Raw genomic sequence first — 16,221 nt, forward strand, 5'->3', positions numbered from 1 at the left:
GCAGTTTTTACCTTGGACCAATTACCACGCTGTACCAATTTCCACCAAAAACACCACTTATCCACATTTCCACAATGTGCAAATAAACTTGTATAAACAATAAGTTTTCAATATTTTCGTTGATTAATTGTGGAAAATATTGGAAGCGTAGTTTTCGCTTCAAGCGCTAACAACGCTCATCAAACCAAGATTACATGAATTCAAAAAAAATCATTATTGCCGCCGCGATTTTCTATTACGGAATTTCCGATGCGCAGCAATCCCAATTCTTCGCCGACCGTGAAAATTACCGCTTCAACCTCGCTGAAAACCTTTACAACAGCAAGATTTTTAACGCCTCCCAATTTGAGTATGCACGTCAATATTTCTATAATTCTTCGCTTACCAACTCCAAGAAAGAAGCGGCGCAGTTTTTCGATAATGTGATTGGCGTAATTCTCCGGAAAAATCATGCGGAGCAAGGCTTGGAAGCGTTTATCAAGGAATATCCAAACTCCGCTTATTTTGCACAGGCAAATCTTCCGTTGGCTGACTATTACTTGACGCAAAAGGATTTTGAAAAGGCGTTGGAAACTTTGAAAAACGTCAATCAATACCAACTTTCAAAAGAGGAAAACACGCAGTATATCACCAAACTCGGTTATGCGAAGTTCATGACGGGAGATTCTAAAGGTGCGGTGGAAGCGTTGGAAGAAGCCTACAAAAATGCAGAGGGAAACGATAAAGGCGATATTGCATACATGTTGGGACATCTGTATTATGCTGACAAACAGAACGATAAAGCTTTTTCTTTTTTCGACCAAATCAAGGATCATGAAAAATTTGCACGGTTGGTAAAACCGTATTACGTACAAATGTATTTCAACGACAAAGATTACGATCGGGCAATTACGGAAGGAAATTCTTTGTTAAATGAGTCATTATCAAAGGAATACAGCGCAGAAGTGCACAAGATCATCGGTGAAAGTTATTTCATGAAAGGAGATTATAACTCTGCGTATCCCCATTTGAAAATTTATTTGGAAAGCAAGCAAACTCCGTCTGAAAGCGATTTGTACGAGATGGGTTTTGTTTCTGCTCAGCTGAAAAAATATGATGAAGCGGTTTCTTATTATAACCAATTGATTAACAGTAATTCATCGACTTCTCAAAACGCTTATTATCAATTAGGAAACGCTTATTTGGCGGTTGGAAAAAAGCAGGAAGCACTTTCTGCGTTTCGTTCGGCTTATCAAATGAGTTATGATGTTAAAGTTCAGCAACTTGCTCATTTACAGTATGCTAAATTAAGTTACGATATCGGAAATCCTTTTGAATCGGCTTCCAATGTGATTCAAAGTTATATTTCAAAATACCCGAAAAGTTCGGAGGTTACGGAAATGCGTTCGCTTTTGATGAAGTCTTATCTTTACTCAGGTGATTACAAAGGAACTTTGGCTGCCATCGACAAAATGCCGAATTCTACTCCAGAAACCAATAAAATCGACCAGGAAGTTTCCTATTTATTGGGAACAGAGGAATTTAACAAAGGAAATTTCGACCAAGCGGAAAAGTTTTTCTTAAGAAGCCTGGAATTCAACATTAACAAAGAATTCAACACGAGAGCAACGTATTGGTTGGCTCAAACCTATTATCAAAAAGGAAATTATCCTTCTGCAATTGTTCGTTATGAAAAAATTGCCAACGAAAATTTTCCTGAAAAACAACAGCTGAATTACGATTTAGGTTATGCTTACTTTAAATCTAAAAAATTCGATAAGGCGAAAGAGTATTTCAGAAAATATCTAGAAAATCCAAAAACTGAATTTAAAAATGATGCGGAATTACGGTTGGCAGACACGTATTACGCCAATAACGAATTGAACGAAGCCATCGCCATTTACGACAAAACGGAAAATGCGGATGATTACACTTTGTTCCAAAAAGCAATGGCTTTAGGTTTTAAAGGGGATACTGAAGCGAAAATTTCTAATTTGAAGAAACTGATTTCGCAATACAAAAATTCAGAGTATGTGGACGATGCACAGTATGAAATCGGAACAGCGTATGCAGCGAATGACGATTTTAATAATTCAAACGAATATTTTTCGCAAGTTATCAGAACGAGTTCCGACAGAGATTTGGTAGCCAATTCGCAGATTTACCGCGCTCAAAATTATATTGATTTAAACCAAAATGAAAAAGCACTTTCTGAATTAAAATCACTTGGAAATCAGTATAAAAATACGGCGTTTGCAAGTAAAATCGTTCAGGCTTCACGTCCGATTTTCATGAAAAATGGCGATGTTTCAGGTTATCAGAATTTTGCACAAAGTTTAGGAGTGAGGATTGACGCTTCGGAAATTGACGAAATCAATTTGTCATCCGCGAAAAATTATTACGCACAGAAAAATTACAAAGCTGCAATTCCGCTTTACGAAAAATATTTAACGCAAAATCCAACAGGAGACGGACTTTACCAAGCCCAATACGAATTGGGAGAAAGTTATTTCCAAACTCAAAATTCAACCAAAGCGTTGTTGATTTTACAGGAAGTCGCCAATGTTCAGAACGATTATCAGGAAGACGCGCAAACTCGGATCGCACAGATTTATTTAAGTCAAAACAATTATTCCGAGGCGAAGAAGTATTTGGAATCGCTTTCAAACTCGGCTAATGTGAATGTGAAGAACTTTGCGAACCTTGAGATGATGAAGATTTATGCAGAAGAAAAGAATTTTTCTCAAGCAGAAAAGTTTGCGGATTTGGTGATGAGAAATCCAAAAAATTCTGCAGCAGTCATTGAACAGGCAAAAGTAATTAAAGCACGAAGCTTGATGAATAGCGGAAAAGACAACGAAGCAAAATCTGCGTATGCGACATTAGAAAAGTCTGCAAATACCGAAGTTGCCGCCGAATCCCTGTATGCAAAAGCGTTTTATCAAAACAAGGCAAAAGCATTTAAAACATCCAACGAAACGATTTTCAGATTGGCAAATAATTATGCTTCCGAAGAATATTGGGGAGCGAAAGCGTTGGTTTTGATGGCGAAAAATTACATCGGTTTGAAAGACAGTTATCAAGCGAGTTATACCGTTGACCAAATCATTGCGAATTACCAAGATTTCCCTGAAATTGTGGCGGAAGCGAAAGAAGTGAAAAAGCAAATAAAATGATGATTGTGGGTGCAAATTGGTGCAGGTTGCAATTGGCGCAAATGGATATGATTATTTGTAGGGACAAATCGCGAAACATAACGAAGTTGTTCGAGGAAGTTAATTGTCCAAAATCCGAAGGATTTTTAAGCCACGAAGTGGCGAAATAAAACAGCAAAGGTTGAAGCCCTTTGTATTTTGAAATAAAGATAGAAAAGTGAGGCCACGAAGTTGTTCGACGAAGTCAATTGGCCAAAATCCGAAGGATTTTATAAGCCACGAAGTGGCGAAATAAAACAGTAAAGGGTGAAGCCCTTTGTATTTTGAAATAAAGATAGAAAAGTGAAGCCACGAAGTGGCGAAATCAATAAAAGAATATGACGAACCCAATTCAAAAAATATTTTTACTCGGATTAATGGTATCTTCAACTGCCGTTTTCTCTCAAATCAAGGAAGAAAAACTCATCCTCGACAGAAAGCGCGAACCCGAAGTAAAAAAAATCGAGAAAAAGAAAACTTCCATCGAAACCATTAAAAATTATCCTCCGCAAACCAAGAAAATTGAAGATTCATTAAATCTGAAATACAATATTACGGATGTTCCCGCTGCTTCGGATTTCAAAACTTCCACAATTCAGGGTGAGGATATTTCGCCGAAATTTGATGCGAATTATCAGAACAATTATTTTCAGTTGGGAATGGGTAATTACGGAAAAATCCTCGCCGATGGAAATATGTCTACCAAACTAGAAAACAACATGGAAGTTGGTGGTGACGTTCATTTCCTTTCGACGTCGGGTTTAAAGAAAGATTATGACTGGAGTTCCAAGCAAAGTTCAGCCAATTTGGGGGCATTTCTAAATTCGTATGGAGAAAGGGGAAAGTTTGGAATCAATGCAGATTACGGACTTAAAGATTACAATTATTACGGAATTTACGCCTTTGATGGAATCCAGGGAATTAATATTCCATCGGATATTGACCTGAAACAAAAAGTAAATCAATTTAAAGTCAATGGATATTACGATTTTTATTCGAATGAAATTTTGAATGATGTTCGTGTGAAATCTTCATTTTTGAGCGACCATTTTAATGCAAAAGAGGTTCAGGCTGACATTTTATTGAACCTTTCAAAACATGGTGTTGAAATTCCAAAATTTGATGATGTACGTTTGAATGGAGATTTGGGAATCAATTTAGAAACCTTGAAATCAGATTTTAAAATTCTAAATGAAAATTCTTCGTCATTCTTTAATGCAACATTGTCGCCGAAAGTGACTTTCTTTAAAGGAAATTCGTATTTGATGGTTGGTTCGGATTTTTCGTTTTTAAATGGAAGAAATTCAAATACAGTTTTGCCTGAAGAATTGAAAAACAATAAAACGTATTGGTTTCCAAAAGCGGAACTACAATTTGCAGCAACCGATGAATTCAAGTTTTATGCAGGAATTGATGGCGGTTTGAAAATGAATTCCTATTCCAATCTTTTGGAACAAAATCCATATCTCGCTTCTGACCAATGGTTGAAACCAACCGAAACAAAATATCACGGTTATTTTGGATTAAGAGGAGATATTGATCAAAATATCAAATATGATTTCAGCGCAGGATTTTCGAAAGTGAACGATATCATGTTTTTTAAGGCGAATAATCTTTTCGACAACAGTTCTACCAATAAAAATGCTTATAACTTCGCAAACACATTTTCAGCAATCTACGATAATGGAACGGTGAGCGAAGTTAAGGGAAGTGTACAGTATTTTCCGTTGGCTAATTTGGTTTTGGATGGAGAACTTCATTTCGCGAAATACAAACTCGACAATCAGGAAAACATCTACAACAAACCTTTAATCAAAGCAAGTTTGGGCGCAAAATACGCGATGCTCGACAAAAAGTTGAATCTGGGTGCGAAAGTATTTTTTGAATCGGATAAGACAACCAATTCTTACTCTGTTGTTTCTACTTTACCGATGTTTTCAATGCAAGAAAACACCAATGACAAAGTGGGCGGTTTTGCAGATTTAAATCTTTCCGCGGAGTACAAGGTTCACAAAAATTTCAGTATTTTTGCACACGGAAATAATTTGCTGAACGCCAAGTATCAAACTTTCAAGGGTTACAAAGTTTTGGGAGCGCAGGTTTTGGGAGGAGTGAAGATTTCATTTTAAGTGAATTAATTACATTGTGAACTTTCTGCGAAGTGAATTTCTTTGAGTGAATTTTAAAAATTGACCATTCACTTGCGAAGCAAAATTCACCATTGTCGGCTGCATAGTTCAATGGATAGAATATCGGATTTCGGCTCCGAGGATGAGGGTTCGAATCCTTCTGCGGCTACAAAAAAATCCGTCTGAATTTTTTCAGACGGATTTTTTATTTTTAATATTTAAATTATCCCATTTTCTTCGCATCTGCCACAAATTGCGCCAAACCTTTATCAGTTAAAGGATGGTTCAATAAATTTAGAATTGAAGCTAAAGGCGAAGTCACCACATCTGCACCCACTTTTGCACAGTTTACAATATGCAAAGGTGAACGGATGGAAGCGGCAAGAATTTCAGTATCAAACATATAGTTATCAAAAATCACACGGATTTCCTCGATTAAATTCATTCCGTCAACAGAAATATCATCCAATCTTCCCAAAAATGGAGAAACGTAATTGGCGCCCGCTTTTGCAGCCAATAAAGCTTGTCCTGCAGAGAAAATCAAAGTACAGTTGGTCTTAATTCCTTTATCTGAAAAGTATTTCAACGCTTTTACTCCGTCCTTAATCATTGGGATTTTCACCACAATATTTGGATGAATTGCTGCTAGTTCTTCGCCTTCCTTAATCATTTCGTCGTAAGTGGTGCTTAAAACTTCGGCAGAAATATCGCCGTCAACAATGTCGCAAATGGCTTTGTAATGGTTTTTAATGGCTTCTGCACCGCTGATTCCTTCTTTTGCCAGTAATGACGGATTGGTTGTAACACCGTCCAAAATTCCCAAATCCTGCGCTTCTTTAATTTGCTCCAGATTGGCTGTGTCGATAAAAAATTTCATTCCTTTTTATTTTTTGCAAAGGTAAGATTTTAAGATTCAAGATGAAAGGAAAAACATTTTTTAAAGCTGAAAAAAAACCTCACGTTTCCGCAAGGTTTAATTTCAAATCTCAAACTTCAAATGCAATGCATTCACGAACTATGAAAATAATTATAAAACTCGTGAGTAAATCTCAAATCAGATCTTCTCATTCTTAATCTCCTCCACAATTTCAGGGTTTAGTAGAGTAGATGTATCCCCGAAATTAGAGAAATCACCCTCCGCAATTTTCCTCAAAATCCTACGCATAATTTTTCCGGAACGCGTTTTCGGAAGCGCAGAAACAAACTGAATTTTATCCAGTTTTGCGATTGGACCAATTGTGTCGGCAATGATTTGGTTGATTTCTTTGCGAAGATTGTCGCGGTCTCTTGTTTGCCCGTCCTCTTTCAAAATCACAAAACCGTACAACGCACTTCCTTTAATATCGTGAGGATAACCAACAATGGCAGATTCCGCAACAGCAGGGTGTAAATTGATGCTGTCTTCAATTGGCGCAGTTCCCAAATTGTGTCCGGAGACGATAATCACGTCATCAACACGGCCTGTAATTCTGTAATAGCCGGTTTCATCGCGCAAAGCACCGTCGCCCGTGAAATATTTTCCCGGAAATGCAGAAAAATAGGTTTCTTTATATCTTTGATGGTCGCCCCAAATCGTTCTTGCAATTCCCGGCCACGGAAAACGGATGCATAAATTTCCATCGACCTGATTTCCTGTAATTTCGTTGCGTTTTTCATCCATCAAAACCGGCTGAATTCCCGGAAGTGGAAGTGTGGCGTATGTTGGTTTTGTAGGCGTCACAAAAGGAATTGGCGAAATCATAATTCCTCCGGTTTCTGTTTGCCACCAAGTATCAACAATCGGGCATTTTTTCTTTCCAACGTGGTCGTTGTACCAATGCCACGCTTCATCGTTTATCGGTTCACCAACGGAACCAATCACTCTCAGACTGGATAAATCGTGTTTTTCTACCCATTCATAACTTTCCTTCGCCAAAGAACGAATTGCTGTTGGAGCCGTGTAAAATTGCGTTACTTTATGTTTTTCAATTACCGCCCAAAAACGGTCTGGTTCAGGATACGTCGGAACTCCCTCGAAAATCACTGTTGTAGCACCATTCACCAATGGTCCGTACAAAATATAGGAGTGTCCCGTAATCCAACCAATGTCTGCGGTACACCAATAAATATCGTTTTCGCGGTAATTAAACACATTTTTAAAAGTGTAAGCCGTATAAACCATATATCCGGCGCAAGTGTGCAACATTCCTTTCGGTTTTCCTGTAGACCCCGATGTATAAAGGATAAATAGCGGGTCTTCCGCATCCATAATTTTCGTTACAAAATCACTCGAAGCCTTGGGATAATAATCATCCAGCCAAAAATCTCTGCCTTCCTTCATATTCACTTCGCCGCCCGTTCTTTTCACCACCAAAACTCTTTCCACACTTGGACATTTTTCAACGGCTTTATCAATAATTCCTTTCAAATCAATCGCTTTGTTTCCGCGGTAACTTCCATCAGAACAGATGATTAACTTCGCCTCACAATCATTCACACGCGACGCAACCGCACTATCCGAAAATCCTGCAAAAATCACGGAATGAACCGCTCCCATTCTCGCACAAGCCAACATCGTAACTGCCAATTCCGGTATCATCGGCAAATAAATACACACTCGGTCACCTTTTTGGATGCCCATTTCTGTGAGGACATTCGCCATTTTACAAACGCGTTCGTGCAAATCGCGATAAGTGATGTGCTGCGCTTCTTCATTCGGGTCATTCGGTTCCCAAATAATTGCGGTTTTATCGCCTCGCAAAGATAAATGTCTGTCCAAAGCGTTTTTCGTAATGTTCAGTTTGGCGTTTTTAAACCACTTAATTTTGGCTTCCTCCATATCAAAATCCACCACTTTTGTCCAGCGTTGATACCACACAAAACCTTCATCTGCAATCTTATCCCAGAATTTTTTAGGATTTTTAATAGACTTCTTATACTGCTTGAAATAATCAGGCAAATCGTCGATATACAAGTTCTTCATAATATATTTTTTAGTTATTTTTTCTAGTTTCTAGTTTCAAGTTCAACTCAGTTATTCACTCATTTACTCATTCACTCATTCACTCATTCACAATTCAGTATTCCTCTCTCAAAGTCTCCAACGCTCCAACTTTTTTTTAGGAGCCGGGAATCTGCTTTCCGCTCATACTCCTCACTCCAACGCTTTTGCCATCGCTTGTTGCGGGGTAACCGCTGCAAGCAGGGCTATGAATGCAGTCCGTCATTACGAGGGTTGAAGCAAAGCGAAATGACGAATCAATCTGCTGAAATTTTTTTCAATTTTATTAATGCATTATCTTTTCATATACCTTCAGGGTTTTAAAAACCTTGTAGGTTTCTTGAATCACATTTAAATTCTGTTTTTTACATAGCGCTCCTACGGAGCGCCCCATTATAGCCCATTAATCTTTCTACACGTATATTATTCCTACGGAATAAGTTACAAAACTTTAAAAATATTAGTCAACATCAAAGCAATCTTGAAGGTGTACAAAATTCCATCTTCCATCTTCCCGCTTCCATCAAAATCAGAAAGAATATGTTTTAATCTTCTCCTGAATTTCTCCAACAATCGCCTCGTCATCAATGGTGGAAGGAATTTGGAAATCCTTTCCGTCCAATATCGTTCTAATCAGTTTTCTTAAAATTTTTCCCGAGCGTGTTTTTGGAAGTCGGTTCACAATCATCACATTTTTCAGACAGGCAACCGCTCCGATTTTATCTCTAACCAAGGTCACAACTTCCTTCTCAATTACCTTTTCCTCTTTTGTTACTCCCGCTTTTGTCACGGCAACTGCAAAAGGAATTTGTCCTTTCAATTGGTCTTCAATGCCGACAACTGCACATTCTGCAATGTCTTTACACGAAGATACCACTTCCTCCATTTCTGAAGTTGAAAGTCGGTGTCCTGCAACATTGATCACATCGTCAACACGTCCTGTTACGAAAACATAGCCGTCTTCATCCTTAATCGCACCGTCTCCCGAAAAATAATAACCCGGAAACTGCGACAAATAACTGCTTTGAAATCTTGGCCAATCATTCCACAATCCCAACATCGCACCCGGAGCAAGCGGAAGTTTTATCACCAAATAGCCTTCGTGATGCGCATCGAGTTCATATCCGTTTTCATCAAAAATTTTGATATCATAACCCGGAATTGGTTTTCCTGCAGATGCTCTTTTTATTTTGTATTCGTCTAAGCCAGTCAATAATCCCAACATCGGTGAACCACTTTCTGTTTGCCACCAATGATCGACTGCGGGAATTCCAACGTGTTCATCAAACCAGTCTAAAGTTGCAACATCACATCTTTCACCTGCCAAAAACTGAATTCTGTAATTTGACAAATCATATTTTTTAATCAATTCTCCATTTGGATCTTCTTTTTTAATCGCTCTCATTGCAGTTGGAGCCGTGAACATCGCATTTACTTTATGCTCAGAAATCACGCGCCAAAAAGTTCCTGCATCGGGCGTCATAATTGGTTTTCCTTCAAAAACGATGGTCGTGTTTCTGTTAATCAGAGGTCCGTAAACCATATAGGAATGTCCGACTGCCCAACCAAAATCAGAAGCCGCCCAAAATCTTTCGCCTTCTTGCATTCCGTAATGGTATTTCATGGAAAATTTTAGTGCAGTTGCGTGTCCACCGGTGTCACGCGCAACGCCTTTTGGTTTTCCTGTAGTTCCCGATGTGTAAAGCAGATAGAGTGGATGTGTCGCTTCAACTTCCACATAATCTGCAGGTTCGGATTGTGAAACTAACTCATGATAATCAATCGTTCCCGGAAAATATTCGTGTTTATTGTCGATGAGTTGTCGGTTATAAACGATGATATTTGGAACGTGGTCGGTAGCCAATTCAATCGCTTTTTCTACCAATGGTAAATACGGAATTCTTTTTTGAATTTCTACACCTGCAGTTGCAGTGATGAGGACTTTCGGTTTGCAGTCGTCGATTCTTACCACCAATTCATTCGGCGCAAAACCTCCAAAAACCACATTATGAATCACTCCAATTCTCGCGCAAGCCAACATTGTAAAGAAAGTTTGCGGAATCATCGGCATATAAACAACGGCAGTATCGCCTTTTTCCAAACCAAGCGATTTTAAACCTCCTGCCAATTTTGAAACTTCTTCTTTCAGTTGGTTGAAAGTGTATTCCTGTTTTACTCCGGTAACCGGCGAGTCGTAAATTACGGCAACTTGTTCTCCGAAACCGTCCTCAATATGTTTGTCGATGCAGAGGTACGACATATTGAGTTTTCCGTCCGCAAACCATAGCGGATAACCGTTTTCGTCTTCAGAAAGAATGGTTTTAGGAAATTCAAACCATTTGATGTTTTTGGCTTGTTCAGCCCAAAATTGTTCCTTGTTTTCGATGCTTTCCTGAAACATTTGTTGCGCTTTCATAATATTTCTCTTTGTTTGATTTTGTTTAAATTTGTTTGATGTAGTTTGAAGTTTTCTTCGGACTTCGGACTCCAGTCTTCTAACTTAAGAGTTCCTCCACTTTCTCCGTCAGTTTTTTTATGGAATAAGGTTTTGTTACATACGCATCGGCGCCTAATTCCAAGCCTTTTTTGATGTCGGATTCTCCTGTTTTTGCGGATAGGAAAATGACTTTTATGTTTTTATAATTTTCATTTTTCTTGATTTCGGAAAGGGTAGTGTAACCATCCACATTCGGCATCATGATGTCGAGCAAAATGACGTCGGGGATTTCGGTTTTTAAAATTTCTAAAACTTCCGAACCGTCTCTTGCAATGAAAACCTCGTAAGCTGCCTTTCTGAAAGCATATTCGAGCGTCATTACAATTTTGTGTTCGTCGTCTGCTATTAAAATCTTCCTCATGATTTCTTTCTATTAATTTATTTTATTTCGCCCTTTCAGGGCTTATTTCACATTCCTATTTTATTTCAAAGGGCTTCACCCTTTGCTGTTGATTTCGCCACTTCGTGGCTTGATAATATCTTCTTCCAACTGCAACTTTGCATTTTTAGACTTCAAAATAATCTCGAATGTTACCCCAATCTCCTTGTTTTTTGCCAAAATCTTTCCGCCGTGTGCATTGATGATGTTTTTGCAAATGGCGAGTCCAAGTCCGCTACCAATAGGTTTTCTTAGATTTTGGTTTTTAGATTGGTAGAATTTATCAAAAACGTATTCCAAATCTTCTTCAGGTATGGATTTTCCGGTGTTGAAAATGGAGATTTTCAGTTCGCCGTCTTTTTCTTGGAATTTGGTTTGAATCATTCCTTGCTCGTTCGTGAATTTTAGGGCGTTTCCGAGGATGTTTTGGAACACTTGAATCATTTTATTTTCATCAAATTCAAATAGTTCATTTTGAAGTAAATTAACTTCGGAGTGATGAAGATGCTTTTGTTCAAACAGGTTCTGAAGCGGTTTGTACGCTTTGTGATAGGTGGTGATTATGTTATTTTTGTCAATATTGAGGACAACAGAACCTGCTTCCAACTTGTCAAGGTAGAGAATATCGTTGATGATTTCAGCCAATCGGTCGCTTTCGGAAATGATGTTTTCCAGAAAATCTTTTTTAATTTCTTGTGGCATTTCATCGTCGTCCAAAAGAATTTCACTTGTAGCGCGAATCGCAGTTATTGGGGTGCGAAGTTCGTGAGCAACGCTGTCGAGAAATTCGTCTTTTTGTTGGTCTTTAATGACTAAATTCTCGTTGGCGTTTTGAAGGTCTTCGGAAAGTTTTCGTAATTGATGCGATTGTTCGGTCAATTGTTTGTTGATGGAAATATTTTCCTTGCTTTCTTCCAAAATTTTCAACACTTCGGGAAGCGAAATTTTATCTTCTTTGGTTACGCCTTCAATCAAAATTTTTGCGGAGGCAGTTCCAATTCTTCCACTCAATAAATTTTCGGAAAACTTGATGAAACGGGCATCTGCAATGTCATTCTTTTCAGTAATGTTGTATTTTAAATTAAAAATTTTCAGCGCCTGTTTTGTTTTTTGCTCGCCTAAAAAACGGTTCAAAATCTTTTGAATATCAGAAACATTGGCGGTTCCTCTCCATATATAGGCGTTTTCGTGATTTCTGATGTAATCGTCGATATCGGCATAAATTTCGGCGTAATTTCTTTCGCGATAAGTTCCTATTGTGTTGACAGAAACCAGTGTAAAAATCGAAAAATTAACCAAAATACTCCAGAAAAAAGTATTGGTAATCGGCGACAGATAAGGAATTCTGAAAAAACTTAAAAAACTGTCCTGATAGAACGCCATTTCTTTAATATCAGCAAAATAATTAGGCAAAATCAGGTTGAAATAGCAAATCAAAACTCCTGCAATAATGCCCGAAAGTGCACCTGCATACGTTCCGCGACGCCAAAAAATCGCACCAAAAAACGACGGTGCCAATTGAGAAACCAACACGAACGAAACCAAACCAATGGAAAATAGGGAAGAGGAATTCATTAAATATTTATAAAACATAAATGCCATCATAATCATCAGTAAAATACTGACTTTCCTAATGTTGACGATAGTTTTGGTATTGATGGTGTCGGATTTTATCTTAAAATTCTCCAACCAACCGTAAGGAATAATCAAGTTGTTGGAAAGCATTACCGAAAGTGCAATACTCGACAAAATTATCATTGAAATGGCTGAACTGATGCCGCCCAAAAACACCAAAATCGAGATAAAATAATTTCCAAATTTTTGCGGAATAAGTATGGAAAACATTTCAGGATTTACCACTTCGTTTTGAAACAGAACTTTTCCGCCCCAAGCAACTGGGAAGACAAAAAAGTTGAAAACCAGCATATACAAAGGGAATAACCAAATGGCGGTGCGAATGTGTTTTTCTTTTCGGTTTTCTACAATTGCGGTGTGAAATTGTCTAGGCAACACAAAAATTGCAGACATTGAAAGCAGCAAAAGAAGAAACCAATTGTAGCCTGTTTCGAGATTTTTAAAGGTATTTTTTTCAACAAAATCAGGAAGTTTTGAGGCCTGACTGTAAATATCTCCAAAACCGTTGAACACGCCATAAACAACATAAATTCCGAGAATAGAAAAGAATAAAATTTTCAAAAAACTTTCCACGGCAACAGCGGAAATGATTCCCAAACGTTTTTCGGATGCGTCAACATAACGCGTTCCGTAATACGAAGAAAAAAGTGCAATGATGATGACGACGTAAGTTGCGGTATCCAGAAAAATATTTTCTGTTGTGGGTGTTTGGGTAATTTGATGAAAAGTATCGGAAATCGCCTTAATCTGAAGTCCGATGTAGGGAATAATCGCGAGAATACACACCAAAGCAACCAACGCTCCCAAAGAACGCCCGTTTCCATACCGTAACGAGATGAAATCGGCAATACTTGCAATTTTATTGACGCGGGCAATTCTCACAATTTTGGTATTAATGTAAATCCACGCAGGAATGATGATGACAGGTCCAATGTAAACCGCCATATATTCTAATCCTGAATTGGCGGCAACTCCGATGCTTCCGTAATACGTCCACGCAGTGCAATAGACCGCGAGCGAAAGAGCGTAGATGTAAGGATTATTGGTCCAAAAATTACTCCTCTTCTTCTCTGCCCAGAAAGCAATGAAGAACAAAAGCCCCAAATAGAGGATAATCAGCCCAAATAATACCGAACTACTCATCGAATTTTTTAAAAATCAAAAGGGAAAAAATACTCGAAGCCAACCAAATCGCAAAAATATAAACATAAATAAGTGGCAGTCCGAAAGTTTCCTTTGCATTATTAAACAAAAGCAAAACCGGTGCATTGAACATTATGAATAATGCTATACTCAATACCACCAGTTTTTGCTTGTGTCTCTTTTTCATAAGTGATGAATGATAATTGATAAATGATTTATCAATTTTTACATGATTTTAAAATGATGATTGACAATGTTTTGCATCATTTATCAACCATCATCTATGATTTATTTTTTGTCAGCAGAATATTCTCCTGTTAAAGAATACCAACCGAAAACCGCTAATCCACCGACAATTATCGGCATCAGAATCGTGAGAATGATCCAGCCGAAAACGTGGTCTTCCTGTTTGTCGGACATCACTTTTGGAATTCCAAAATCGGTGAATCCGAAGTAAGCAACCACGACTGCTAAAAGTAACCAAACAATTCCTAATATTTTTTTTATTGAATCCATTTTTTTGTTTTTTAAAGTTAATAAATTTTTTTGGCTTAGATGCGGGAATCGGGCGGATGGAAGTTAATTTCGCACTGCTATTTTTTCCATCTTACAGCGCCTTTCTTCCAATCTAAACTACATCTTCGTCGAGATTACTGTTTTTGGTTTTCAAATAAATAGTTCCGATCACCAAACAAACTCCCGCAACCACAATCGGATACCAAAGTCCTTGCAAGAACCATTCTGCGTGACCAGAAGATTTTGCAGATGTTACCAAATAAGTAGCAACTGCAGGTAGCAATCCACCGAATACCCCGTTACCAATATGATAAGGAAGAGACATGGAAGTGTAGCGAATTCTCACAGGGAACATCTCCACCAAGAATGCCGCAATGGGACCATAAACCATCGTCACAAAAACGACTTGAATAAATACCATTAAAATCAAAAGCCAGCGAGTATCTGCATTCACGGTAATTGCTTCTTTTACGACAGGTGTTTGAGGTTTTCCGTCTATCATAATGGGCCCACTTGCTGACCAATGAACGATGCTGTCTTTCTTCATTGAAAATCCGTCGGTAAAAACTTTTTCAGTATGGAAAGTGATGATGCTGTCTGTCGCAATTTTTTCGTGAACTTTCGCCGTTCTTTTTTCTGTTAATCCATCTTTAGTAACTTCTTTTCCTTGAATTTCTACCGAATGATACATGGTTTTATAAATCGGCCGATATGCTATGATTGCGAGTAACATTCCAATCATCATAATTGGTTTTCTACCAACTTTATCAGAAAGCCAACCGAATAAAACGAATAGCGGCGTTCCTAAAAATAATGCAAGTGCCATCATGGAATCTACTTGTGCAGACTCGATGTTCATTACTTTTTGCATGAAACTCATGGCGTAGAATTGTCCGGTGTACCAAACTACACCTTGTCCCATCACTGCTCCGAAAAGTGCGAGTAACACGAATTTGAAATTGAATTTATTCCCGAAACTTTCCTTTAAAGGATTAGTTGAAGTTTTTCCTTCTTTTTTGGCTTTTGCGAAAAGCGGAGATTCCTTCATATTTCTTCTGATGACATAAGATACTCCCACCATCAAAATGGAAATCCAAAAAGGAATTCTCCAACCCCAATTGTCGAATTCTTCAGCAGTTAGGGAAGTTTTCGTAACTAAAATTACAATGAGCGAAATGAAAAGTCCTGCAGTCGCCGTGGTTTGAATCCAAGAAGTCCAATATCCGCGACGGTGAGGTTGAGAATACTCTGCCACATAAGTTGCAGCGCCTCCGTATTCTCCACCGAGAGCCAAACCTTGAAGCAATCTTAAAATCAAAACCAAAACAGGTGCAACAAATCCGATGGTTTCATAACTTGGAACGCAACCGATTAGGAATGTGGAGAATCCCATAATTAAAAGCGTTACCAGGAAGGTATATTTTCTACCGATAATATCCCCTAATCTTCCAAAAAACAATGCTCCGAAAGGTCTTACCACAAATCCCGCTGCGAAAGTTGCGAGTGTGGAAAGAAACGCCGCTGTCGGATTATCAGCAGGGAAAAATTTAGTTGCGAGAACCACCGCCAAACTTCCGAAGATGTAGAAATCATACCATTCAATCAGTGTTCAAGAGATGAAGCCATGATCACGCCCCAAATCGTTCTGTTTTTTTGCTTCTCTTCAACATAAGCGTCGTGCTCCTGTTGACTGTTAAACTTTTTAGCCATAATATTTTAGTTTTGTTTAAATTAAATTTAAGATTGAAAGATGGGAGCGGGAAGTGGGA

8 protein-coding genes, 1 tRNA gene and 1 pseudogene are annotated in these 16,221 nt (G+C 38.2%); 3 read left to right on the forward strand and 7 right to left on the reverse strand.

From position 1 onward, the window contains the following. Positions 1-194: 194 nt before the first annotated feature. From J4771_RS00730 to J4771_RS00740, 3 genes are all read left to right on the forward strand, one after another. Complete coding sequence (locus J4771_RS00730; protein WP_224135580.1) at positions 195-3,155, forward strand: tetratricopeptide repeat protein; 2,961 nt, start codon at positions 195-197, stop codon at positions 3,153-3,155. A gap of 356 nt (positions 3,156-3,511) precedes the next feature. Further along, positions 3,512-5,302, forward strand: coding sequence for a TonB-dependent receptor (locus J4771_RS00735; protein ID WP_224135581.1), 1,791 nt, complete (start codon positions 3,512-3,514; stop codon positions 5,300-5,302). Positions 5,303-5,399: 97 nt separating this feature from the next. Further along, positions 5,400-5,471: transfer RNA gene (locus J4771_RS00740), tRNA-Arg, on the forward strand. A gap of 54 nt (positions 5,472-5,525) precedes the next feature. Here the strand turns inward: J4771_RS00740 and fsa are convergent. The 7 genes and pseudogenes from fsa to J4771_RS00775 form a co-directional block, all read right to left on the reverse strand. Continuing rightward, on the reverse strand, positions 5,526-6,179 hold the full coding sequence (gene fsa / locus J4771_RS00745) for a fructose-6-phosphate aldolase (protein ID WP_224135582.1): 654 nt from the start codon (positions 6,177-6,179) through the stop codon (positions 5,526-5,528). A gap of 177 nt (positions 6,180-6,356) precedes the next feature. Continuing rightward, positions 6,357-8,264, reverse strand: coding sequence for an acetate--CoA ligase (gene acs, locus J4771_RS00750; RefSeq protein WP_224135583.1), 1,908 nt, complete (start codon positions 8,262-8,264; stop codon positions 6,357-6,359). Positions 8,265-8,811: 547 nt separating this feature from the next. Then, on the reverse strand, positions 8,812-10,698 hold the full coding sequence (locus tag J4771_RS00755) for an AMP-binding protein (protein WP_224135584.1): 1,887 nt from the start codon (positions 10,696-10,698) through the stop codon (positions 8,812-8,814). Positions 10,699-10,777: 79 nt separating this feature from the next. Then, on the reverse strand, positions 10,778-11,140 hold the full coding sequence (locus J4771_RS00760) for a response regulator transcription factor (protein ID WP_224135585.1): 363 nt from the start codon (positions 11,138-11,140) through the stop codon (positions 10,778-10,780). A gap of 75 nt (positions 11,141-11,215) precedes the next feature. Further along, entirely contained in the window at positions 11,216-13,936 is a 2,721-nt protein-coding gene (locus tag J4771_RS00765) for a sodium:solute symporter family transporter (protein WP_224135586.1), read from the reverse strand. A 288-nt stretch (positions 13,937-14,224) separates the two neighbouring features. Next, positions 14,225-14,452: a DUF6814 family protein gene (locus J4771_RS00770; RefSeq protein WP_224135587.1), complete on the reverse strand. Its 228-nt coding sequence runs from the start codon at positions 14,450-14,452 to the stop codon at positions 14,225-14,227. A gap of 112 nt (positions 14,453-14,564) precedes the next feature. Further along, positions 14,565-16,078: pseudogene (locus tag J4771_RS00775) on the reverse strand (MFS transporter). Positions 16,079-16,221 lie beyond the last annotated feature (143 nt).

The sequence above is a fragment of the Candidatus Kaistella beijingensis genome (assembly GCF_020084865.1).
In the GTDB taxonomy this organism is placed as follows: domain Bacteria; phylum Bacteroidota; class Bacteroidia; order Flavobacteriales; family Weeksellaceae; genus Kaistella; species Kaistella beijingensis.